This is a genomic window from Paraburkholderia phenoliruptrix (genome assembly GCF_019511605.1).
GTDB lineage: Bacteria > Pseudomonadota > Gammaproteobacteria > Burkholderiales > Burkholderiaceae > Paraburkholderia > Paraburkholderia phenoliruptrix_A.
Genome location: NZ_JAEUAV010000002.1, coordinates 334,024 through 356,656 on the forward strand (window position 1 = coordinate 334,024; position 22,633 = coordinate 356,656).

The 22,633-nt window shown below is 65.8% G+C and carries 20 protein-coding genes; 9 read left to right on the forward strand and 11 right to left on the reverse strand.

Annotated elements, in window-relative coordinates; translation table 11 throughout:
* Positions 1-109: 109 nt before the first annotated feature.
* From JNB89_RS05190 to rpe, 8 genes are all read left to right on the forward strand, one after another.
* A complete protein-coding gene (locus tag JNB89_RS05190) occupies positions 110-1,609 on the forward strand; it encodes a ribulose-bisphosphate carboxylase large subunit (protein ID WP_220361515.1) in 1,500 nt (499 codons plus the stop codon).
* A gap of 164 nt (positions 1,610-1,773) precedes the next feature.
* A complete protein-coding gene (locus JNB89_RS05195) occupies positions 1,774-2,202 on the forward strand; it encodes a ribulose bisphosphate carboxylase small subunit (RefSeq protein ID WP_220361516.1) in 429 nt (142 codons plus the stop codon).
* Positions 2,203-2,205: 3 nt separating this feature from the next.
* On the forward strand, positions 2,206-3,255 hold the full coding sequence (gene cbbX, locus JNB89_RS05200; protein ID WP_220361517.1) for a CbbX protein: 1,050 nt from the start codon (positions 2,206-2,208) through the stop codon (positions 3,253-3,255).
* A gap of 25 nt (positions 3,256-3,280) precedes the next feature.
* Positions 3,281-4,396, forward strand: coding sequence for a class 1 fructose-bisphosphatase (locus tag JNB89_RS05205; RefSeq protein WP_220361518.1), 1,116 nt, complete (start codon positions 3,281-3,283; stop codon positions 4,394-4,396).
* A 73-nt stretch (positions 4,397-4,469) separates the two neighbouring features.
* A complete protein-coding gene (locus JNB89_RS05210) occupies positions 4,470-5,342 on the forward strand; it encodes a phosphoribulokinase (RefSeq protein ID WP_013342886.1) in 873 nt (290 codons plus the stop codon).
* A 52-nt stretch (positions 5,343-5,394) separates the two neighbouring features.
* On the forward strand, positions 5,395-7,458 hold the full coding sequence (tkt, locus tag JNB89_RS05215) for a transketolase (RefSeq protein WP_220361519.1): 2,064 nt from the start codon (positions 5,395-5,397) through the stop codon (positions 7,456-7,458).
* A 39-nt stretch (positions 7,459-7,497) separates the two neighbouring features.
* A complete protein-coding gene (gene fba / locus JNB89_RS05220; RefSeq protein ID WP_220361520.1) occupies positions 7,498-8,535 on the forward strand; it encodes a class II fructose-bisphosphate aldolase in 1,038 nt (345 codons plus the stop codon).
* A gap of 16 nt (positions 8,536-8,551) precedes the next feature.
* Positions 8,552-9,346, forward strand: a complete 795-nt coding sequence (gene rpe, locus JNB89_RS05225; protein WP_220361521.1) for a ribulose-phosphate 3-epimerase — start codon at positions 8,552-8,554, stop codon at positions 9,344-9,346.
* Positions 9,347-9,383: 37 nt separating this feature from the next.
* On the opposite strand, the gene JNB89_RS05230 is transcribed toward rpe, so the two are convergent.
* Genes JNB89_RS05230 through JNB89_RS05240 form a run of 3 tightly spaced genes read right to left on the reverse strand, consistent with a single transcriptional unit; the run spans position 9,384 to position 13,502 of the window.
* The gene (locus tag JNB89_RS05230) at positions 9,384-10,766 is read right to left on the reverse strand and encodes a DUF6513 domain-containing protein (protein ID WP_220361522.1); all 1,383 of its coding nucleotides are present in this window, start codon (positions 10,764-10,766) and stop codon (positions 9,384-9,386) included.
* A gap of 1 nt (position 10,767) precedes the next feature.
* Positions 10,768-11,346 (reverse strand): flavoprotein, encoded by a 579-nt coding sequence (locus JNB89_RS05235; RefSeq protein ID WP_135891424.1) that lies wholly within the window; start codon positions 11,344-11,346, stop codon positions 10,768-10,770.
* Positions 11,343-13,502 (reverse strand): sigma-54-dependent Fis family transcriptional regulator, encoded by a 2,160-nt coding sequence (locus JNB89_RS05240; RefSeq protein ID WP_220361523.1) that lies wholly within the window; start codon positions 13,500-13,502, stop codon positions 11,343-11,345. Before JNB89_RS05240 ends, JNB89_RS05235 begins: the two co-directional genes overlap by 4 nt.
* 430 nt (positions 13,503-13,932) lie before the next feature.
* On the opposite strand from JNB89_RS05240, the gene JNB89_RS05245 reads away from it, so the two are divergent.
* Positions 13,933-14,499, forward strand: a complete 567-nt coding sequence (locus JNB89_RS05245; protein WP_220361524.1) for a dihydroneopterin aldolase — start codon at positions 13,933-13,935, stop codon at positions 14,497-14,499.
* A 292-nt stretch (positions 14,500-14,791) separates the two neighbouring features.
* Here the strand turns inward: JNB89_RS05245 and JNB89_RS05250 are convergent, their stop codons facing one another.
* The 8 genes from JNB89_RS05250 to JNB89_RS05285 form a co-directional block, all read right to left on the reverse strand.
* Entirely contained in the window at positions 14,792-15,217 is a 426-nt protein-coding gene (locus tag JNB89_RS05250; protein ID WP_220361525.1) for a hypothetical protein, read from the reverse strand.
* A 102-nt stretch (positions 15,218-15,319) separates the two neighbouring features.
* On the reverse strand, positions 15,320-15,829 hold the full coding sequence (gene fae / locus JNB89_RS05255) for a formaldehyde-activating enzyme (RefSeq protein WP_013342895.1): 510 nt from the start codon (positions 15,827-15,829) through the stop codon (positions 15,320-15,322).
* 143 nt (positions 15,830-15,972) lie between these two features.
* Positions 15,973-17,085, reverse strand: a complete 1,113-nt coding sequence (locus JNB89_RS05260; protein ID WP_222858893.1) for a triphosphoribosyl-dephospho-CoA synthase — start codon at positions 17,083-17,085, stop codon at positions 15,973-15,975.
* Positions 17,069-18,124 carry an ATP-grasp domain-containing protein gene (locus tag JNB89_RS05265; RefSeq protein ID WP_220361526.1) on the reverse strand — a complete coding sequence of 352 codons (1,056 nt, stop codon included), beginning with the start codon at positions 18,122-18,124 and terminating at the stop codon, positions 17,069-17,071. Before JNB89_RS05265 ends, JNB89_RS05260 begins: the two co-directional genes overlap by 17 nt.
* Complete coding sequence (gene mch / locus JNB89_RS05270; protein WP_220361527.1) at positions 18,121-19,152, reverse strand: methenyltetrahydromethanopterin cyclohydrolase; 1,032 nt, start codon at positions 19,150-19,152, stop codon at positions 18,121-18,123. The genes JNB89_RS05265 and mch overlap by 4 nt, the downstream gene beginning before the upstream one ends.
* On the reverse strand, positions 19,127-20,404 hold the full coding sequence (locus tag JNB89_RS05275) for an ATP-grasp domain-containing protein (protein ID WP_220361528.1): 1,278 nt from the start codon (positions 20,402-20,404) through the stop codon (positions 19,127-19,129). Before JNB89_RS05275 ends, mch begins: the two co-directional genes overlap by 26 nt.
* Positions 20,405-20,485: 81 nt before the next feature.
* Positions 20,486-21,439 (reverse strand): NAD(P)-dependent methylenetetrahydromethanopterin dehydrogenase, encoded by a 954-nt coding sequence (locus JNB89_RS05280; RefSeq protein ID WP_013342900.1) that lies wholly within the window; start codon positions 21,437-21,439, stop codon positions 20,486-20,488.
* A gap of 96 nt (positions 21,440-21,535) precedes the next feature.
* On the reverse strand, positions 21,536-22,576 hold the full coding sequence (locus tag JNB89_RS05285) for a beta-ribofuranosylaminobenzene 5'-phosphate synthase family protein (RefSeq protein WP_220361529.1): 1,041 nt from the start codon (positions 22,574-22,576) through the stop codon (positions 21,536-21,538).
* Positions 22,577-22,633: the final 57 nt, after the last annotated feature.

The following is a 22,633-nucleotide window of genomic DNA, read 5'->3' on the forward strand; positions in this document are numbered from 1 at the left end:
AAGTCTGCCAAATAAAATCGTGAATTCCCGTTCATGACGGTCTTGCCTACAGTGCACACAAGCGCTTCGTTGTTCCGGCAGCGCGCCTGTCCACCATCGAGGAAACGTCATGAACGATTTCAGTCAACCGGCGATAGAGTCTCTCCACAAGCCGCGCAATGCGGGCAATCCGCGCGAGCGCTACGCTGCGGGCGTGATGAAGTACCGCGAGATGGGCTACTGGCAGCCGGGTTACACGCCGAAAGACACGGACGTGATTGCGCTCTTTCGCATCACGCCGCAGCCGGGCGTCGAACCGGAGGAAGCGGCCGCGGCAGTGGCCGGCGAATCGTCGACGGCAACCTGGACCGTGGTGTGGACCGACCGGCTGACCGCATGCGACATGTACCGCGCCAAAGCTTATCGCGTCGATCCGGTGCCTGCATCCAGCGCGAGCGAGCCGCAATACTTCGCCTACATTGCATATGAACTCGATCTGTTCGAGGAAGGCTCGGTCGCCAACCTGACCGCGTCGATCATCGGCAATGTGTTCGGCTTCAAACCGCTGAAAGCGTTGCGCCTCGAAGACATGCGCATACCCGTTGCCTACCTGAAGACCTTCCAGGGGCCGCCCACGGGAATCGTCGTCGAACGCGAGCGGCTCGACAAGTATGGCCGGCCTCTGCTCGGCGCGACCGTGAAGCCGAAGCTCGGGCTGTCGGGCAAGAACTATGGCCGCGTCGTCTATGAAGGTTTGCGCGGCGGCCTGGATTTCCTGAAGGACGACGAGAACATCAATTCACAGGCGTTCATGCACTGGCGCGACCGTTTCCTCTTTTCGATGGAAGCGGTGAACCGCGCGCAGGCCGAAACCGGCGAGGTGAAAGGCCACTACCTGAACGTGACCGCAGGCACCATGGAGGACATGTACGAGCGCGCCGAATTCGCGAGAGAACTGGGGTCATGCATCGTCATGATCGATCTGGTGGTCGGCTGGACCGCGATCCAGTCGATGGGACGCTGGGCACGCAAGAACGACATGATTCTCCATCTGCATCGCGCGGGACACAGCACCTACACGCGTCAGCGCAACCACGGCATTTCGTTTCGCGTGATCGCAAAGTGGCTGCGCATGGCGGGGGTCGATCACGCGCATGCCGGCACGGCAGTCGGCAAACTGGAGGGCGATCCGCTGACCGTGCAAGGCTTTTACAACGTATGCCGCGAGGCGCGCAACGAAGTGGACCTGTCGCGCGGCATTTTCTTCGACCAGCCGTGGGCCGGCTTGCGCAAGGTGATGCCGGTCGCCTCGGGCGGCATTCACGCGGGGCAGATGCATCAACTGCTCGACCTGTTCGGCGACGACGCGATTCTGCAGTTCGGCGGCGGCACCATCGGCCATCCTGGCGGCATCCAGGCGGGCGCCGTGGCCAACCGCGTCGCGCTCGAAGCGATGGTGAAAGCGCGCAACGAAGGGCGCGACATCCGCGAGGAAGGGCCGGACATTCTCGAGGCCGCGGCGCGCTGGTGCGGGCCGCTCAAGCAGGCGCTCGACACCTGGCGCGACGTGACCTTCAACTACGCGTCGACAGATTCACCGGATTTCTCCGCCACGCCGACGGCCGCGTAAGTGGTCCGGTGGGCAGGGCGAGCCGGATGGCTCAAGACAGAAAGTGCCTTGAACAAAGGCGTATCACACCATTCCCGATGCAATCCCGCAGCAGTGCCGCGGCACCGTGCGCAAGACCACGTGCGCCGTTCTAACGTTGCAGCCAATCAATCGCGAGGTACGTCATGCGTATTACACAGGGCACGTTTTCCTTCCTGCCGGAATTGACCGACGAGGAAATCAGTTTGCAGATCGATTATGCGTTGAGCCAGGGCTGGGCCTGTTCCGTCGAATTCACGGACGACCCGCATCCGCGCAACACGTATTGGGAAATGTGGGGACTGCCGATGTTCGATCTGCACGACGCAGCCGGCGTGCTTCAGGAAGTGAAGGCATGCCGCACGGCGCGGCCCGATCACTACATCAAGGTCAACGCATTCGATTCCGTGCGCGGCTTCGAGACGATGCGTCTGTCGTTCATCGTGAATCGCCCGCAGGAGGAACCGGGCTTCCGTCTTACGCGCCAGGACGGGCCAGAGCGCGTGCAACGTTACGGGCTCGCGGGCTACGCGAGCGACCGGCCTTCCGGCGCACGCTACGTTACGGAGCGCTGAGCCATGAACCTCGCGCTGCCGCCGAATATCGACCTCGCTGCGTTGTATCGCGACTCGGGCATCGGCGAGGTGCTCGCGGAACTCGACCGTGACCTTGTGGGCCTCGCGCCGGTCAAGACGCGAATTCGTGAGATCGCCGCGCATCTGCTTGTCGAGCGCGCGCGCGAATCGCTCGGCCTTGCAAGCGGCGCACCGACGTTGCACATGTGTTTCTCCGGCAATCCCGGCACGGGCAAGACCACGGTCGCGTTGCGCATGGCCGAGGTGTTGCACCGGCTCGGCTACATTCGCCGCAATCATCTGGTCTCCGTGACGCGCGACGATCTGGTCGGCCAGTACATCGGTCATACCGCGCCGAAAACGCGTGACGTGCTCAAGCGCGCAATGGGCGGCGTGCTTTTCATCGACGAAGCGTATTACCTGTACCGCCCGGAAAACGAACGCGACTATGGTCAGGAAGCCATAGAAATACTGCTGCAGACCATGGAAAACCAGCGCGACGATCTTGTGGTGATTCTCGCCGGTTACGCGTCGCGAATGGAAGTGTTCTTCGAAAGCAATCCGGGCTTTCGCTCGCGCATTGCGCACCACATTACGTTTCCCGATTACGGCGACGCGGAACTGCTCGACATCGCAGAGCGCATGCTCGCCACGATGCATTACCGCTTCGACACCGACTCGCGGCGAGCTTTTGCGGATTACCTCGCATTGCGCACGCGTCAGCCGAACTTTGCCAATGCACGTTCGGTGCGCAATGCGCTCGACCGCTCGCGGCTGCGCCAGGCCAATCGTCTGTTCGCACGAGCAATGCAGGGCGCCGCGCCCATCGACGCCGCCGCGTTGACACTGATCGCAGCCGAGGACATTCGCGCGAGCCGCGTGTTCGCTGCGCCGGTTGCGTCGAGCGACGACTCAGCCGAATGCGCTGAATGCGCTGAATCCGCTGAATCCGCTGCCTACGGTGGTCCGCCCGCGATTGCGCCGAACACCCACACAGCCGGTGTACCTGCGACGCCCGACGTAGAGCGCCCCGCCACTGCACCGCCCGGCTAACCGAAAACAACCTCAGGAGATCGCCATGCAAGACGGACGTACGACCCTTTCGAAGTTTCTGATCGACACGCTCGACCGCCAGCCTTGCACGGCGAGTGGGGCGCAGAACGCGGGCCTTTCCGCGCTGCTGATCGACGTGGCTGCGGCCATCAAGGCAATTTCGGCGATGCTCACCAAGGGCGCGCTCGGCGGTCACTACGGCTCCGCACAGAGCATCAACACGCATGGCGAGGAGCAGAAGAAGCTCGACGTCGCCACCAACGAAATCTTCGTGCAGCACTGCGAGTGGGACGGACTGCTGGCGGCAATGGTCTCCGAGGAAATGGAGCGCGTCTATACGATCCCGCAAGCCTATCCGCGCGGCGATTATCTGCTTGCTTTCGATCCGTTAGACGGTTCGTCGAACATCGACATCAACGGCGTGGTCGGCTCGATCTTCTCGGTACTGCGCAATGTGGAGGAAGCCTGCGACGGAGCAGAGGTGCCGGTGAGCGACTCCGCTTTCCTGAGACCAGGCCGCGAGCAGGTGGCGGCCGGCTACGCGATCTACGGTCCTTCTACCATGCTGGTGCTGTCGGTCGGCAGCGGCACACATGGCTTCACGCTCGAACGCGACATCGGCAATTTCGTGCTCACGCATTCGAATATCCAGATTCCCGTGGATACGGCGGAGTTTGCGATCAACGCATCGAACGAACGCTTCTGGGAGCCGCCCGTGCGACGCTACGTGCAGGAGTGCAAGGACGGCCGCACCGGCTGCCGCGCCGAGGACTTCAACATGCGCTGGATCGCGTCGATGGTCGCGGAGGTGCATCGCATCCTGATGCGCGGCGGCGTGTTCATGTATCCGCGCGACTCGAAAACACCGGGTATGGAAGGGCGCCTGCGGCTTCTGTATGAAGCGAACCCCATGAGCTTTCTGGTCGAACAGGCAGGCGGCCTTTCTATTACGGGCCGCGAGCGCATTCTCGACGTGGTGCCGGATGCACTGCATGGCCGCGTGCCCGTGATTCTCGGCTCGCGCAACGAAGTGGAGCGCATTGGCCGCTATCACGGCGAATACGACCGCGGCGAAGACCAGCCGTTCACGTCGCCGCTTTTTGCCCGCCGCTCGCTTTTCCTGCCGGGCTTTACCGCCTGATTGCGCGAACCCTGGCTCGCGTCGGCGGTTCAGAACGTGGCCGAACATAACACCACTATCCGGAGACAAGCGCATGTCAGTCAAACACCCGATTATCGCGGTGACCGGTTCGAGCGGCGCCGGCACCACCACCGTGATGAAAAGCTTCACGCATATTTTCAGGCGCGAAAAGATCAACGCGCAGATCGTGGAAGGCGACGCGTTTCATCGCTACGACCGCAACGGCATGCGCGAGGCCATGAAGCAGCACGAGCGCGACGGCGTGCCCAACTTCAGCCACTTCGGCCCGCAGGCGAATCTGCTGGAAGAACTGGAGGCGCTGTTCGCAAGCTATGGGGAAAACGGCAGCGGCAAGTTCCGCCATTACGTGCATGACGAAACCGAAACCCGTCTGTACAAACAGGACGCCGGCACCTTCACGCCGTGGGAAGACGTGCAGCCCGGCACCGACCTGATGTTCTACGAAGGCCTGCATGGCGCGGCCGTGACCGAGCGCGTCGATATTGCGCGGCATGCGGACCTGCTGATAGGTGTGGTGCCGATCATCAACCTCGAATGGATTCAGAAGCTGCATCGCGACCAGACCATGCGCGGCTACTCGCACGAGGCGGTGGTCGACACGATTCTGCGGCGTATGCCTGACTACGTGAATTACATCTGCCCGCAATTTTCCCGCACGCATGTGAATTTCCAGCGCGTGCCGACCGTGGACACGTCGAACCCGTTCATTGCGCGGGAGATTCCACAGCCGGACGAAAGCTTTGTCGTCATCCGCTTTGCGCGGCCCAAAGGCATCGACTTCCAGTATCTGCTGACCATGCTGCACGACTCCTTCATGTCGCGCCCGAACGTGATCGTCGTGCCAGGCGGCAAGATGGGCCTTGCGATGCAACTGATCTTCACGCCGATGATTCTGCAACTGATCGACCGGCGCTCGCGAGCGTGAGCCTCGCGGCTTCATGCGAGACAACTGCTTTCTGTTTCCCAAGGAGAATTCGATGAGCGCCGTTGCACAACCGCTTGAACTACCTGAAATACGCCTGATGGCCGACGCGCTGCGCATGCTCGCGATCGACGCCGTGGAAGCAGCAAAGTCGGGCCACCCCGGCATGCCGCTTGGCATGGCCGAGATTGCCGTCGCGCTGTGGGACCGGCATCTCAAGCACAATCCGCGCAATCCGGCATGGCCGGACCGTGACCGCTTTGTGCTGTCGAACGGACACGGCTCGATGCTGCTGTACGCGCTGCTGCATCTCACCGGCTACGATCTGCCGATTGACGAGCTCAAACGCTTTCGTCAATTGCACAGCAAAACGCCGGGCCACCCGGAAGTCGGCGTCACGCCGGGCGTCGAGACGACCACTGGCCCCTTGGGGCAGGGGCTTGCCAACGCGGTCGGCATGGCGCTGGCCGAGGCGCTGCTCGCGCGCGAGTTCAATCGCCCAGGCCATACGATCGTGGATCACCGCACGTATGTGTTTGCAGGCGACGGCTGCCTGATGGAGGGCATTTCTCACGAGGCGGCCTCGCTCGCGGGCACGCTGAAGCTCGACAAGCTTACGGTGCTGTACGACGATAACGGCATTTCGATCGACGGCCATGTCGCGCAGTGGTTTAACGACGACACGCCCGCGCGTTTTACCGCTTATGGCTGGCACGTGGTGCGCGAAGTGGACGGCCACGATGTCGACGCGCTCGACCGTGCGCTGAAGGATGCGCGCAGCGCCGGCCGGCCCACGCTGATCTGCTGCCGCACCGTGATCGGCAAAGGCTCGCCGGGCAAAGCCGGCACCCACGACGTGCACGGTGCGCCGCTGGGCGCCGACGAAATTGCGAACACGCGGCGCGCGCTGGGCTGGACGCACGCGCCGTTCGTCGTTCCCGACGACGTGCGCAAGCAGTGGGATGCGAGCGCGCGCGGCGAAGCGGCCGAGGCGGAGTGGACGCGCCGCTTCGAAGCCTATCGCCGGCATTATCCGCATGAGGCTGCTGAATTCGAGCGCAGGACGCGAGGCGCGCTGCCGGCTCATTGGCGCGATACCGTTCATGCGATGCTGCGCGACGCAGACAGCGCGGCGCAATCCATCGCCACGCGCAAGGCCTCGCAGCAGACCATCGCAGTGCTCGCCCGCGCGTTGCCCGAACTGCTCGGTGGCTCAGCGGACCTGACCGGCTCGAACCTCACCGACTGGCAGGCCGCCATCGACGTGCATGCGGACGACACCGGCCTGCAAGGCGGCAACTATCTGCACTACGGCGTGCGCGAGTTCGGCATGAGCGCGATGATCAACGGCATCGCACTGCATCGCGGGCATATCGCCTTTGGTGGCACGTTCCTCACGTTTTCCGACTACTCGCGCAACGCGCTGCGTATGGCCGCGTTGATGAAGACACGCTCCATCTTCGTGTTCACGCACGATTCCATCGGGCTTGGCGAAGACGGTCCCACGCACCAGTCGGTCGAGCATGCGGCGAGCCTGAGGCTGATTCCCGGGCTCGACGTCTGGCGCCCATGCGATACGGTGGAAACCGCGCGCGCGTGGGCGAGTGCAGTCGAGCGCGCTGGGCCGTCATGCCTGTTGCTAAGCCGTCAGACGCTGCCGTTCGTCACACGCGACAGCGTGCAGATCGAAGCGATGGAGCGGGGCGGCTACGTGCTGCGCGACTGGCCGCCAGAAGCCGTGCAAGGCACCGATGCGGACGTTCGTGCTCGGGTCGTACTGATTGCTACGGGATCCGAAGTTTCACTCGCACTCGAAGCGCTTCCTCTACTCGCCGAAGCAGGCATCGCCGCGCGCGTCGTCTCCATGCCGTCGACGAGCGTATTCGACCGGCAACCGGACGCATGGCGCGCGGCGGTGCTGCCGCCGGCCGTGCCGCGCGTGGCCGTGGAAGCCGGCGTTAGTGCGTTCTGGCGGCAGTACGTGGGGCTTGAAGGCGGCGTTGTAGGCATCGACACCTTCGGCGAGTCCGCGCCTGCGGCCGCGCTGTTCGAACATTTCGCGCTGACCGCGAGGGCCGTGGCGGACGAAGCGCGCCGTGTAGCGCGGCGCTTTGCATGAGCGGCATACGGAACCCGATTCGTCTTCGAGGAGTTTGTCATGGCTTTCATCGCACTACGTCAACTTCTGGATCACGCGGCCGAACACGGCTACGGCGTGCCCGCATTCAACGTCAACAACATGGAGCAGATTCACGCGATCATGCAGGCCGCCGAGGAAACCGCGAGCCCGGTGATTCTCCAGGCGTCGGCGGGCGCGCGTAAGTACGCCGGCGAGCCTTATCTGCGCCACCTCGTGCTGGCCGCGCTCGAGGCGCATCCGGACATTCCGCTCGTGCTGCATCAGGACCATGGCGCGAGCCCGGCGGTGTGTCAGCAGGCGATCCGCTCCGGCTTCACGTCGGTCATGATGGACGGCTCCTTGCTGCCCGATCAGAAAACGCCCGCCACTTATGACTACAACGTCGACGTGAGCCGCCGGGTGGTCGAGGCGGCGCACGCGGTGGGGGTTTCGGTGGAAGGTGAGTTGGGCTGTCTCGGCTCGCTCGAAACAGGCACGGCCGGCGAAGAGGACGGCGTGGGCGCGCAAGGCCAACTCGCGCGCGACGACCTGCTGACCGACCCAAAAGAAGCGCAGATTTTCGTCGAGGCGACGGGCGTGGATGCGCTCGCCATTGCGATCGGCACGTCGCACGGCGCGTATAAATTCAGCCGCCAGCCTACCGGCGATATTCTTGCGATCGATCGGATTGTCGAGATACATGAGCGGATTCCGAACACGCATCTTGTGATGCATGGGTCGTCCTCGGTGCCGCAGGAATGGCTTGCGGTAATCCGCGAATACGGCGGCGACATACCCACGACTTATGGCGTGCCCGTGGAGGAAATCCGGCGCGGCATTGCTCACGGTGTGCGCAAGGTCAACATCGACACGGACATCCGGCTCGCAATGAGCGGCGCAATGCGCAAGTCGATGGCTAACGCCCGCGCCGAATTCGACCCACGTGCCGCATTGAAGGCGGCCACGGCCGCCGCGCGCAGTGTGTGCGTCGAGCGCTTCGAGGCTTTCGGCTGCGCGGGGCAGGCGCCGCGCATCAAGCCGTTGCCGCTCGAGGCGATGGCGCGCCGCTACCACTAAGCGCAAGGAGAGAGCCATGCGTGATTTTCTGATTGCTCCTTCACTGCTGTCGGCGGATTTCGCGCGGCTTGCAGACGAGATTCGCGACGTCACCGCGGCCGGCGCGGACTGGATTCACCTGGACGTGATGGATAACCACTACGTGCCGAATCTGACCGTCGGGCCGCTCGTCTGCGCCGCGATCCGCCCGCATACGCGCGTGCCGATCGACGTGCACCTGATGACCATGCCGGTTGATCCGCTCGTCATTGCGTTTGCCGAGGCGGGCGCGAACACGATCAGCTTTCATCCCGAGGCGTCGCTGCACGTACATCGCACCATTGAACTGATCAGAAGCCACGGCGCGCGGGTCGGACTTGCGCTTAATCCCGCCACGCCGCTTGCGGTGCTCGATCATGTGATCGAGCGGCTCGACGTGGTGCTGGTCATGTCGGTGAATCCGGGCTTCGGGGGCCAGGCGTTCATACCGGAGACACTCGCGAAACTGCGTGCGCTGCGCGAACGCGTCGATGCCACGATGCAGCGCACCGGTCGCGCGCTGCTGATCGAAGTGGACGGCGGCGTGAAGGCGTCGAACATCGCGCAGATCGCGGCAGCGGGCGCGGACGTATTCGTGGCGGGTTCGGCGGTGTTCGGTGCGCATGACTATGCGCAGGCTATTGGCGAAATGCGCGGCCAATTGCGCGGCGGGATGGATGGCGAGACGGGCGGCGAAACGGGTGGCGAAACGGGTGGCGAGATGCGGGGCGAACAGGCGCAAGTCAGCGAGCGCGGCGAGTGCAGCACGGGCGCTTTGGCCGAAGCGCGCTAAAGAGCGCGCAGGTTCAGGCAGTTCCGCGCGAAAGCCTTTAGCGCTTCTTCATCGTTTCGCCGGGCGCGCACCATGCCGACAGATCCTGTTCCGGCCGCTCGACGGCGCAGCCCCAGTCGAGCGGCTGGTCCTGATCGAAGCGCTTGCCGAGGCGCCATGCAATTTCTGCGCGCGCGAGCTGCACGCCCATATAGAACGCGTGGCCGCCGTCGGCTTCGAGATGAAGCTGCGGATAGAACGCGAACGGATCGGCGGCCTTGAGATGACCGTCGCGGTTGTACACGTGGATGCCGTCGGCACTGATCTGCACGCGAAAGTTAGGATCACGAATATCGCGGGCGAATTCGTCGATTTCGGCCGCGCTGTAGGGGAAGGGGCGTCTGGCGTGAACGGTCGCGAGATCGCTGTTGATGCCTTTGGGCAGCACTTGCGCCTCGCGTGCGGCGTGCATTACGCGGCGCGCGACGTCCGCTTCGCGCACCGCACGCCGCGCATGCGGGCTCACGGAGGTAGTGAGCACGGCGCTCACGCGAAGCTCCGCGGCCATGCCGAGCAGTACCGCGTGAATGCCGCTCGTGTCGGCCTCCGTGAGCTCGGTCACGTTGCCAATGCCCATGATGATGTCCACGTCCGGGTAGCGTTCGCGCAGCCTCACATAACGAGCGATCGAGGTCGCCAGACCGAACGGTATGGGATCGAGAATCGGGTCCGCGAGAAATGCGCGGCCTCGCGCGGCGAACCGTTCGATGGCGGCGTCGAGCGACGCGGGGTCGTGCGGATCGCGTGCGACCAGAATCGGTGTGGACGGCACTTCGTCGGCGATCCACAGCGTGTCGAGGTTCAGGCTCATCAGATAGTCCGCGCCCGCCCGGCCGCCGCGCAATAGTTCTTCGCTGCGCATCGAGTCGACGCTGACCCGATAGCCTTCGGCCTTCAGGCGGCGCACCGCATCCTCGAGATGCGGAAAGGGCGTTTCGGGCAGGCAGCCAATGTCGATCACATCCGCGCCCTGCGCCGCATACTCGCGGGCACGCGCGGCAATGCCGTCGAGATCGAGACGAGGCGCATCGACAATCTCCGCGAAGATCTGCGCTTCGTAGCGCGACAGATCGACGGGCTTCGCCTCGCGGCCGAAAAATTGCGGCAGATCTTTCACTTCTTCGGGGCCGCGTTCGAACGGCACGCCGTAGTGTTCGGTGAGCGCGGCCAGGTCGCCCCGGCAGCGTCCCGGCACGATCACGCGCTGCGCCGCGAGTGGCGCGGACACGCGGCGGCGAATCATGTCGGCCGTCATGAGCGCGGCGACCTGCAGGCCGATCTCGCGAATCTCCCAACTGAACGGCGCGGGCGCCATGCTTTCGAGCACGCGCGCGAGGCTTTTTTCTGCGAGCCGCCCTGTCAGGAAGACGATGTGGTCCATGTCATGCGAGTTGGAGCGTCGCGAGCCGTTGATCGAGCGCCGTCTTCAGTTCATCCAGCGAGCGCACCACGCTCGTGTATTCGAAGCGCGACAGGCGCTCCACGTTGTCGAGTTCGATGGCTCGCGGCCGCAGTTCGACCCATTCATTGGGGCTTTGCGTGACCACGGTCGGCTCCGTATCGCATGCAAAGACGATGCCCGGAATGCATTGCTTGCCCGCCTGGGCATACATGTTGGTGGGCAGCGTATCCGAGATGCCGAACGCGCATTTGGCCACCGTATTGCTCGTGGCCGGCGCGATGATGACAGTGTGGTACATGCCGTGATACAGCATGCCGACAGGCACGCCGCTCGCGCTCTTGTCGCGGAACACGTTGAAGCGCTCGCGCAGCTTCGGCAGCTTCCAGCCGTAGAGAGGCAGCACTTCCTCGGCGGCGGCGGAGAGAAAGAGGTCCGTGCGCGGCAACGCCAGCGCGAGTTCGATCGACTCCTCCAGCAGATGGCCGGAGCCGGTCACGCACCATGCAAAGCGCGCGTCGGGCTTGAAGTCCGCAAGCTTGCGAGCGGGCGCCTCGGTCATGCGTGATGCGTGTCGCGCGAGGCGTTCGTCGGGAACGCTTCGGCGGCCGTTGCGTGCGGTGCCGGGTCGTCGGCTGCGTCGTCGGCTTCCGCGGCGTCATTAGCCGAGCCGTCGTGCGACAGGCGGATATGCAGCCGCCGCATCTTCCGGTACAGCGTGTTGCGGCTAATGCCGAGCGCCTTTGCCACATTGCTGACGTTCCAGCGATTCTCCTCGAGCAGCGTTAGCACCGTCTCGCGCTCGTTCAACTGGATTGCATTCAGCGCGGACAGATCGGCGTCGTCGTCGGCATTCGCGGCAGGCGGCGCCGCTGTGTATGGCGCGGCCTGCGAAGCGGCCTGTGAAGCGGCCTGTGAAGCGGCCGGCGGCGGCAGGTCCGGCGCACGCTGCGTGACCTCGGCCGGCAGATCGTCGCAGCGGATGGGCTGCCCGTCGCATAGCGCGATCGCCATCTGCAACACGTGCCGCAACTGACGGATATTGCCCGGCCACGCATAGCTCAGCAATGCCTGCTCGGCTTCCTTCGTCAGTTCGGGCGGATCGCCGTCGGCTTCGGCTTCGAGCAGATGATGAATCAGCGGAAGTTTGTCGACCCGCTCCGCGAGCGGCGGCAGATTGAGCTCGACGCCCTTGAGCCGGTAATACAGATCCTCGCGGAACTGGCCGCTGTGCACGAGTTCGAGCAGATTGCGGTGACTCGCGCTGATCAGCTGGAAGTTGACCTTGACGGTTGTTTCGGCGCCGAGCGGCGTGACCTCGTGTTCCTCGATCACGCGTAGCAGGCGCGCCTGCAAAGCCAGCGGCATGTCGCCGATTTCATCGAGAAAGAGGGTGCCGCCGTTGGCCTGCACGATCTTGCCGCGCCTTCCCTCGCGCTGCGCGCCGGTGAACGCGCCGGCCCGATAGCCGAACAGTTCGCTCTCTATCAGGTTCTCCGGGAGCGACGCGCAATTGACCGGCACGAACGGCCCTGACGAAAGCGGGCTGATGCTGTGCAGCGCCTGGGCGAACACTTCCTTGCCGGTGCCCGTTTGCCCTCTGAGAATGATCGGAATCTTGCGTTGCACCACGCGCGCGCCCAACTGGATTTGCGAGGCCATGCGCGGGTCGCCGAATTCCAGATGCGCGATTTCGTCGAGCCGGGCCGCGGGCGCGCGCTTTTCCGGTGTGCTCGTGCTCGTGCGCGGCACCGGCGCCGCGACCGCAACGCGTGCGCCGCGTCCGGCGGCGTTTTGCGCGGTCTGCGCAATCAGGAAGAAACGGTTGGTCGCGTTCGCGCTGTACACGGTGACCGGATGGAACGAGCCGCGAATGCTGCGCGCGATCATGTCCTCGAGCGACGCGTTGAACGCCTCTTCGATACGCCGTCCGCGCAATTCGCCAAGCGAGCGGAAGCCGAGCTGGAACAGCGCACTGCGGTTTGCGGCGAGCACGGTGCTGTCGTCCGCGACCGCGAGCTTGCCGCCGTGCAGCGTGCCGACGAATTCAGGGCGGCTGTGGAAATGAATCATGTTCGCGTGCCGGTAGCGCGCGTCGATCAACCGGTTTTCGATCATCTGCCGCGACATGCCCACGAGCACCAGCGAGTGCTGCTGCAACAGCTTCGAGCGGCTCGTCACGTCGAGCACGCCGGCTATTTCGCCGCTGTCGTCGAAGATCGGCGCGGCCGAGCAGGTGAGGGACGTATAGCGCGGATAGAAATGCTCGTGCTGGCACACGGCAATGCAGTCGCGCTCGGCGAGACAGGTGCCCATGCCGTTGGTGCCGGCTTCGCGCTCGCTCCACAGCGCGCCGACGCGAAAGCCGTCCGAAGCCACCGCCTCGGCAAACGGCACCGAAGATACCTGGTGGACGATCACGCCGCCCGCGTCGACCAGCACCACTGCCAGTTCCGGATCGGCCAACTGTTGATAGAGCGTGGTCATTTCCAGCTTCGAACAGGCAATGAGGTCGCCCATTGCCTCGCGGCGCGCGCTTAGTTCGTACTCCGTCAGGATGGGCGGCGTGACGAAACGGGAAGGATCGAGCTGGAATTCATTCACACAGCGCGCCCACGACTGAGCGACGGGCTCGCTCGTCGGCCGCGTCGCCAATTGATGGTTGACGACGTTGAAGATTTCACGGACGTGCATGGAGCTGTCAGCGAGCAACGACATGGGGTTCGTCTCCGTTGCGGCACATTCATGCGCGTCTTGCGCTGCTCCCGCGGGTGCTGCCTTCGCGGGGCTGTGCAGTGCGCGTCTACGCGTGCCGCTTTATCGATAATGTCATCCCCTCGCGCCGCGGCTTCTGGGTCCGTATGCGCAGTGAGTAATCAGCCTGCTATGTGCCTGCTATCTGTATCGCGTCTGGCCTTTGTCAGGCGTTGGCTTAAAACTCTACGCCCGATGTCGTTCGTGTTCAATACGAAGTCGCATCAATAGTACAGGCTGTGCCCGTTTTTTGCTTTGATGGAGGGCACGCCGCAACGGGCCGCTAGCCGGGATTTCGCGACGCACACTGCTCTGCGTGCGGCTCATCCTGTACTACCTGCGTTTACCCGGGTTGTGTCTTTTAACTTGTTGCCGCTATGCGGCGGAGTACACCATGGACCGTATCGACACTGTTCGCCTCGCCAGCTTTTCCGTTGCCGCCGATGCCGGCGCGCCCCGCGCGAGCGCGCCGTGGGGTGCATCCGTGGAGGCGCCGTCGGCCGGCGTGCCCGCGGACAAGCCGGCGGGTCGCATGGACATTGTGTTCATCGAAAACTTTATCGGTCAGACGATTATAGGGATCGATAGCAGCGAGCTGCATGTGCCGCAACCGGTGCGGATGAATCTTGCCATCGGCGTGCCCGCGATTCGCGCGTGCGCGACCGATCGCATCGAGGACACCATCAACTATGCAGCGGTGCGCGCCGCGCTGCACGCGCTGCTCGAGTCGCACGGCGTGCGTCTGCTCGAAGCGCTCGCCGAAGCGGTGGCGCGGCTGCTGATCAATGATTTTGGCGCCCACTGGGTGCGCGTGGCGCTGGCCAAGCCGGCCAAATTCGACGACGTCACGGCTGTCGGCGTGCAGATAGAACGGCAGCGCAGCGATATGCCGAAGGCGGCGAATGCGCAAGGCGGTCCCGCGGATTATGCGTCGCTCGGCGAAGGGCTGATTCCAAACTGACACGAAAGCGATTGGCGGCGGCCGGTTCGGCGCCGCTTGCGCAAACAGGGCGCTGGGTGCGCGACAAACGGCTGAGTGCGCAACCAGGCGTCACGCGGGTGACAAACGGCTGTCTGCGCAACCAGGCGCCGCGCAGGTGACAAACGGCTGCGTGCCCAACCAGGTGCCGCGCAGGTGACAAACGGCTGGTGTGCAACGAAGCGCCGCTTACGTGTCAAACGGCTGGTGCCTAACCACCCACTTCGCACGCAACGGCCACCGCCCGCCGCATCAGCCGCTATTGCCTTAGCCGCTATTTCGACGCCGCCGTCTTGTCGCCGCCGAGCCCGCAACTGCGGTAAGCATCGGCCTGCAACGTGCGGAATTTCTTGGTCTGCGCCTTCGCGTGGTCGACGCGAAACTCGGCGCCCCCTTCGCCGCCGAGCGATGCGTAGCGGGAAAACGTGGACTGGTCGACGAATTCGTCATAGGGCAGTGCGGTGGCCATTTTGTCGATCACGCACGAGCATTTGTAGACGTTCGCGAAGTCGTGTCCGTTTTCGTCCATGCATGTGAGCACGTATTCGACGCGCCCCGTGGTCGGATAGTTGTAACCGCCTGCCGGGGCGGCTGCGGGCGCTGCGGCCGCTGCGGCCGGCGCCGCGCCGTCCGCCCAGGCGAGCGGCGCGGCAAGCGCCATGCAGGCGCAGGCCGCGAGCGCGCGACATGTTAGGGTCATCTCATGCCTCTTTAGAGCAATGGCACCGGGGCGGAAGCCCACGGGCCCGCGCGGCCGCGCTGCGCGCGTGCCGCTCGCATGGCGCGGGCCTTGGATCCTCCATCAGTTCGGTGCAAACGGGTGGGCGACGCTGCTCTTCTTCGACACGACCTCGGCAGCCGTCGGCTCGCCTCTTACCGCGCGTTGAATCGCCTCGCGGGTGGCCTTGTAGTTGTACTCCTGAATCTTCTTGTCGTCTTCCGCCTGCCAGTGGATGAAGACGCCGACGCACAGGAACAGGTCGTCGGCTTCGTCCGCGGGGATCGTGCCGTCCTCGACGCTGTCGGCGACTGCCAGCGCAACTGCATGTTGCGCGGGTCCGAACATTTGCACCGCCTGCTTCGCGCCCTTGATCGTCACCTTGTTGAAGAGGATCGTATTGGGCTTTGCGAGCAGATTAGGCGCGACCACCGCGAGCAGCGATGTGAAGCCATCCTTATTATTGGTAAGCGCATTGCAGAATGCGGTTTCCGCAGCGGAACCTCGCGGTCCCATCAGCAAGTCGATGTGTGCGACCTCGTTGCCGTCGCCGACGAGCGACTCTCCTATCAGGACGCGGTTGATCTTGGCCATGCTGTTCCTCCGATGAGTGGTGGGGACTTGCCGACTGAATGACATGCCGCCCGTCACGCTCCTGGTCCGCGAGCGGCGGGCGGCGGTTGATGCACGATGGCATTCACTAACAGAATCCGTGCCAATACGCAGCGCACTGGTGTTCAGGGCGCGTGGCGCGAGCCGCCCGAGTGGCGCGGCTCTGCGAGGCACAGCGCGACGAACAGCGTGGCCACCGTCAGGTCCGCGCTCGTGCCGGGGTTGATGGCGGCGGCCTTCAGTTCGGCGTCCCACGCTCGCAGCGGCACGCTGGCAGCCGCGCTGCCCGCTTCGTCGAGCGTGCGCAGCCACTGCGCGTGCCTTGCGCGTGCCGCAAGCGTGACACTCTGCGCCACGGCCGCGCCGTGCTTACGCACAATGTGCGAGTCGGGCCAGGTGCCAAGGAAGCGCAGAAACACGTTGAGCGTCGCCGTGTGCAGCGAAGCGGCCGGAACTTCGCGCAACGCGGCGAGCCCGGTTTCGAAGATGTCGCGAAAGCCCTCGGCATACTGACGGGCAATGCTGTCGCGCGCGGCGGCAAGCGCCATTGCGTCGCGCAGGCCGACCGTCGGCGCGTGATGCACGGATTGCTCGGGCGCGTCGCCCAGACCGCCAGGATTCGCGAGGGCGATTGCACGGTACGCGAGACGCGCGTCGTCGATGTCGAGCCGCGCGAGCACGCGCTCGGTGGCGGCGTGCCAGGCTTGCGCGCCGAGCGGCCGCGGGACTTCTTCGAGCGCGGCTGCGAGCGGCGCGATCAGCAGCACAATGCCCAGGTTCGTATTGCAGCCGACGGCCGCGCGCGTGCGTGCGACGGCATCCAGAATGCGTTGGCCCACTAACGCTCCGCGCGCGAGCAGCGCGTCGGCGGCGGCCGCGGCGCTCGCGACGAACTGCGCCGCGCTCATGCCGTGGCCCTCGCTGTCCACGCTGACGTTGCCGGGCTTCGCTGTTTCGACGTCGAGTCGGCACGCGTCGACGAAGGCGGCGCGAACGTGCTCGTCGGCTGTGGCTGCGCGAACGCGCTCGTCGATGCAGGCGGGGAGAGCGCGGTCGTCGCCGGGAGAGGATGAAGCGTCGACCTTGCCGGGAGAGGGCGAAGCGCCGTCACCGGGAGCGGATGAAGCACCGTCACCAGGAGATGACGAAGCGCCGCCCTCTCCGGCACGGCGATCCGCCGGACCCATCGCTGCGCCCGACTCGCGTGGTCCGCGCGCCGGCTCAGCCATGGCGTCCATGCAGCGCTACCACCGACGCGTCGCCACTTGCAGCAAGCGCACGCGCGCCGCGCTGCGCCGGCAGCTTGCGAAACAGCAGGTCGTCGACGAGCGCGGCCGCCACGTCCACCGGCGTCACCGATTGCAGGCCGCGCCACGCTGCCACGCCGTTCACCTCGAGCACGAGCGGTCTGGCGGCGTCGTGCGGATCGGGAATCAGATCCACGCCCGCATAGTCGAGTCCGAGTGCCTCGGTCGCCCGTATGGCGGTTTGCGCGAGCGGCGCGGTCAGTTCCGCCGCTTCGCAGCTCGCCCCTTGCGCGAAGTTGTGAATCCAGCCCTTGCCGCCGAGGCGCCGCATCGCCGCCACCGCACGCCCGCCGATCACCAGTACGCGCCAGTCGAAGCCAGCGCGGCCGCCGTCGACATAACGCTGCAGGTACGCGACCTGGCTATACGGTCTGAGCGAAGGCAGCGGCGCGAGCACGGCCGGCGCCGTGCGGCGCGCGCCGAGCCGCTTGAGGCCGTGGCCCTGCGAGCCGAACAGTGGTTTGAGCACGACCTGGCGGCCGGCCGCGGCTTCGCGCATCAGCACGCGTTGCGCGAACGCGGCCGATTCGCCCGCCCATGTGGCGGGCGTGGGCACGCCGTGGCGGTGCAGCAAAAAGCTCGTCATCGACTTGTCGACGCTGCGCTCGATTGCGCGCGCGTCGTTATAGACCGGCACGCCCGATTCGCGCAGCGCGTGCAGAATGCCGAGGCGCAGCGTGACCTGCTCGAACGTGCCGCCGGCAATGCCGCGCACGAACACCGCGTCGGGCAACGTATGGCCAAAACCCGGCAGCATCAGCCCATGCGGCTGCCATGTCGTGTCGATCCGGCAGTCGGCGAGATCGACGCAACGCGCGTCGGCGCCGCGCGCGCGAAACGCTTTTTTCAGGCGCCCGGTGTGCCAGCCGGTTTCGTCGGTCATGATCGCAATGCGCAGCGGGGCCTGCGCGCCTGCTGCGTTGGCGTCGGCGTCCCCTTCGGCGCGAGCGAGCGGCAACGGCGGGCTCATGGCTTGCCGCTCCACTGCGCATGCAGCAGATCCGCGTTGACCGCGCCGCCGTGATATGTCGCGCCGCTTTCGAGGCTGCTTACCCACACCTCGGCGGGTGCGAACAGCGCCGGGTCGATCTGATAGAAGTCGTAGTTGAACGACGTGAAGATGTCCGCGAACGGGCGGCCATGATCGCGCGAGTTCGAGGCCGGCAGTTCCGCGGCGAGCTGTCTTGCCACCGCGTCATGCTTGACCGTGAGATGCACGCGGCCGCCGTACAGGATCGCGTCGTTGGTGCGCCCCATTGCCTGAATGCCGTCGGGCGCGGGCGGCGGCAACGGCGCAGAGCCGCCGGCCTCGACCACTTCGTCGAGCGCGACGCCGAGCACATGCGTCTTGTGCAGCGCAACCTCCACGACCCGCGCCACCACCTGCACCGTTCCCGCCACAGAGTGTGTCGGCGTGGTGACAAGTGTCAGCTGCTGCGGAGCGAGCGCGCAGTCGTTGAGCACCTTGTCGACGATGACCTGCGGTGGCAGGCGGTCCACTTCCAGCACCAGCGTGCCCCGCTCATGACGGTCGCGGTAGCCGAGCTCCGCGAAAAGCGGCTCCTTGACGGCGAGCGCCCGCGCCGGCCCAGAGCCGAGCGAGAAGAACTTCTTGCCGCCGGTCTGCTCCTTGGTGGCGGCGAGACTCCACCCGGCGTACTGGCTGCCGAGGCACGCGAGTACCGGCCACGAGGTCCGCACTTCGATCGTGCTCGGCCACAGCGGTCTTGCGTCGAGGCTCTCGCGCACGGTCACGTGGCCGAGGCCGCCCATGCAGATGCGCGCGATCAGCACGCCGGCGGCGACGCTGCCCGGCGCATTCACGCCCGCGTCCACCAGCACCGTGCCGTTCTCCGTGCGACTGACGGCTGCGCCAAAACGCGGCGCATCGTCGACGAGACGCGTCACGAGACGTTCGCTGAGCGCGTTGACGCTCAGCGCGGCGGCATCCGCGAGCGGCGGGCGGGCAGGGTCAGGAGTGGCAGGGGATGAAGTCACGGTCGGGCTCACGAAAGGGCGTGGGTAGCGAGGCAGGAGAGGCTGGCGAGGCCGCTTGCAACGGTTCGCGGCAGCTTTCGATGCGTTGCAGAACCAGTGTGTGCTGCGCGTCGAGCGCGAGCCGGACCGCATCCACGGAAGGCGCGTGCGCGAGCAGCGTGCAGACCGGCTGGCCGGCTTCGATCCGCGTGCCGGGCATCGGCACGTCGCGGCAGCGCGGATCGCGCGCGCAGGCGTCGCTGAAGGCTTGCGATACCGCAAACGGCTGCGGCGCGAACAGCACCTGCTGGCCGGCACGGCAGATGGCAGGCGCGGGCTCGGGCGGCAGGCGGCCGTGGCGGCACGCGTCGATATGCGCGGCAACGAGGCCGCGGGGCCAGGCGTCAGGCGAGGCGGTTTCATACAGCGTCATTGTCGAAGACGGGCGCGTGTTGATTTCGAGCACTTCGAACGACTCGCCGTCGAGCAGAAAGTCGCAGCTATTGATGCCGGCAAGTCCGACTCGCGCGCAAAGCGCGGCAATCGCCGCGCGCACACGTATCTCCACTGTGGGCGGCAAGTCGACGGGGCCGATCGAGCCGGCATGCACGAAGGGCAGCGTGCCCATCTGGCAGGTCAGTTGTTGTGCGAAGCCGATCACCCGGGCGCTGCCGCGCGCGGCCAGAAACAGCGCCGACATCGGGTGGCCGCGGCTGTGCCGCTGGAAATACTCTTGCGCGGGACGTCCGCTGCCGGCGAGCGTGGCAAGCGTGGCAAGCGTGGCAAGCGGCTCGACATGGGTGCCGCCGCAGCCGTCGGCGCGCTTCATCAGCCAGCCCGGGGCCGCGGCGGGCAACGTAAAGGCAACCGGTGGATGCGGAATGTCCAGCTTGTCGAGCAGCGCGAAAAAGCGCCGCGGGTCGCGCACCTGAGCGCTTGCCTGCGCAGCATTGCCGATGAAGCGAGGCAGGCCCGGAGCCTCGCACAAGCGCGCGATAAACGGCTCGAGCCCGCTGCCGTCGATCCAGCCGATCAGCCCCGGCAGGCGCGCGCAGCGCGCGAGCGCCCCGGCGAGCTTCTCGGGGTCGATCGACAAGGGGCCGCCGCCAATGTCGAACCAGAGTTCCGCGGCCTCGCGGGTATCGCGGTCGCCGAACACGTCGAGCGCGACGACCCGCAAGCCCGCGCGGGCGGCGGACTGGGCGAGCATCCGCGCGGACAGTCCCGCCACCGCGACGAACGGCGCACGCGTTGCAGAGGAACGGGCCATCATGGTTGCTCCGCCAGTGCAGCGAGCCCGCTTCGACGGCCCGTCACGCGTGACATGCAGTGCACCTGCCGCATGGCGCGCCGCTCAACCAAGGCCCGCCGCGACGGCGCGGGCCTCGTCGAACGCCTGCGGAAAACTCAGGTACACGGGTTTGCCGCCGGTGCGCATGCGCGTGAAGAGCCGGTGCTCGACCTGATACTTGACATTGCCGATGGCGAGCGCGCCGATGCCGATGGCCCCGGCCGCCGTCGGCACGCCGTCGATCGGCTTGCCGTCGTTCATCACGTTGACGCCGGCAATGCCTTCGGGCGGCACGGCGTTGACATCGGCGGCGATCAGCAGCTGGCGTGCGTGCGCGAGGTCCTCGCGGCTCACCACCTGCACGCCCGCGACGGCGGTCGCGAGCACGATCTCGGCCTCGCCGAGCACCGCGCGCAGTTCGGCCGGGTTCGTGGTGCCCACGCCTTTGGTCACGATCTGAAAGCGCTGATTGAGCTCGTCGCTCACGCGGGCGGCGCGCGCCGCGTCGGTGTGGCTCGCAATCGACACATCCGCGCCGAGCGAAGCCGCCATGGCGGCCGCCACGCGCCCGACCGCGCCCGTGCCGCCGAGAATCAGCAGGCGCTTGCCGCCCAGTTCCATGCCGTACGCCTTCGCGAGATGCCGCTCGGCGAGCGCGACGAGCGCGGCCGCGGTCGTATAGGCGCCGCTCGGGTCTGCGAACACTGAGACCTCGAACGGCGGCACCATCGCCTTGCGGGCGGTGTCGAGCATGTCGGCGGCGAGCATCACGTCGCGTCCGCCAATGAAAATGCCGGTGCGCGCCACGCCTTTCGGCCCGCGCGAAAAGATCGCGTCCTGGGTGAGATTGCCGACCATGCCTGCGTCGACGTTGCAATACGGCACGATGACCTGGTAGCCGGCGTCGGCGGCCATGTTGACGTCGAATGGACTCATCTGCGGCGTGGCCGTGAACATGTGCAGGATGTAGGGCCTTTCCGCGGGTTTTTCCGCGAGTTTTTCAGTAGTGTCGGACATGGCAGGGACTCGTTTCGGTGGCGATGTCGTGGACTGCACAACGGACGTAAGACAGGGGACGGGCTGATATGCGCTGCGCCGCGGAATAAAAACACCTCATGCTGCGCCGACGTGTCGTTGCTGCCGCGCCTCGTTCGAGCGCACGGTCGCGCCGCGATTGCGTCCGCTCACCACGGCGCACTCGATATGCGGCATGCCGCGAGTCGCCTCGCGTGCCGTGGCGAGCGCGCCTTCGGCGTCGCGTGCGCTGCCGACAATCGCAAAGCCTGTCGGCCCCCACGAACTCTGGCCGATGCCTGCCGTGCGCTGCGCGGCCACGGCACGCAGCGCACGTTCGACGCCGGGGCTCGTGAACACGCCTCCTTGCACGGGCGCGAAATATTCGCCGATGGTCTGCTGCATCTCCGTCAAGCCGTGCGCGAACGGCACGATGTTGCGCTCGGCGGCGCCGGGCAGAATCTTCATCAGCACGAGGTGGCACAGATGCGCGGCGAGCCTCTGCGGAAATGGCGCGAGCGCCGCAAGGCCGCGCCGCTCCTCGGCTCCGTGCAGACCTTCGCGGGCCGTGTCGCTCACCAGCAGCACGCGCCAGTTCTCCGGAAACGGCTGGCGCGCGAGCAGCGGCGGCACGCCTTGGCGCAGATCGCCGGCAGGTCCGCCGTCCACCAGCAGGCCGCCCGAATCGAAGCCGAGCACGCCGATTCCCGAGCGTGCGCCGCGGCCGAGCAGGCTTGCGAGTTCGGCCGTGGTCGCGACATGACCGAGCAGGCGCACGAACGCCATGCCTACCGCGAGCGCCAGTTGCGTGCCCGAGCCGAGCCCGCTGTGCGCGCGCGGCGTGTGCGTGACTTCGATTGCGACCGGAGTTGGGTCATAGCCAGCATGCAGCCGCTCGAGGCAGAGAGCAATGCGCTCGCGTTCTCCATCCGTTATTGCGCCGCTTATCGAGTCGCCTACCGAGTCGCGCTCCGCGAGCCGTGCTTCGATGCGAGTACCGCTGCCGTCGATCACGAGTCCGACGCTGCCGAACGCGCGGCCGAGCGACGCGTTCGGATCGAGAAAGCCCAGATGCAGCCGCGCGGGGGCATCGACCGTTACGGTGGCGTCAGGCGGCAGGCGGCGAACGTGAAGCTGCATCGCGAGTGTCCTTGTTCGTGCGTGACTCGATGGGGCTCAACGGGCATGAGCCGCAAG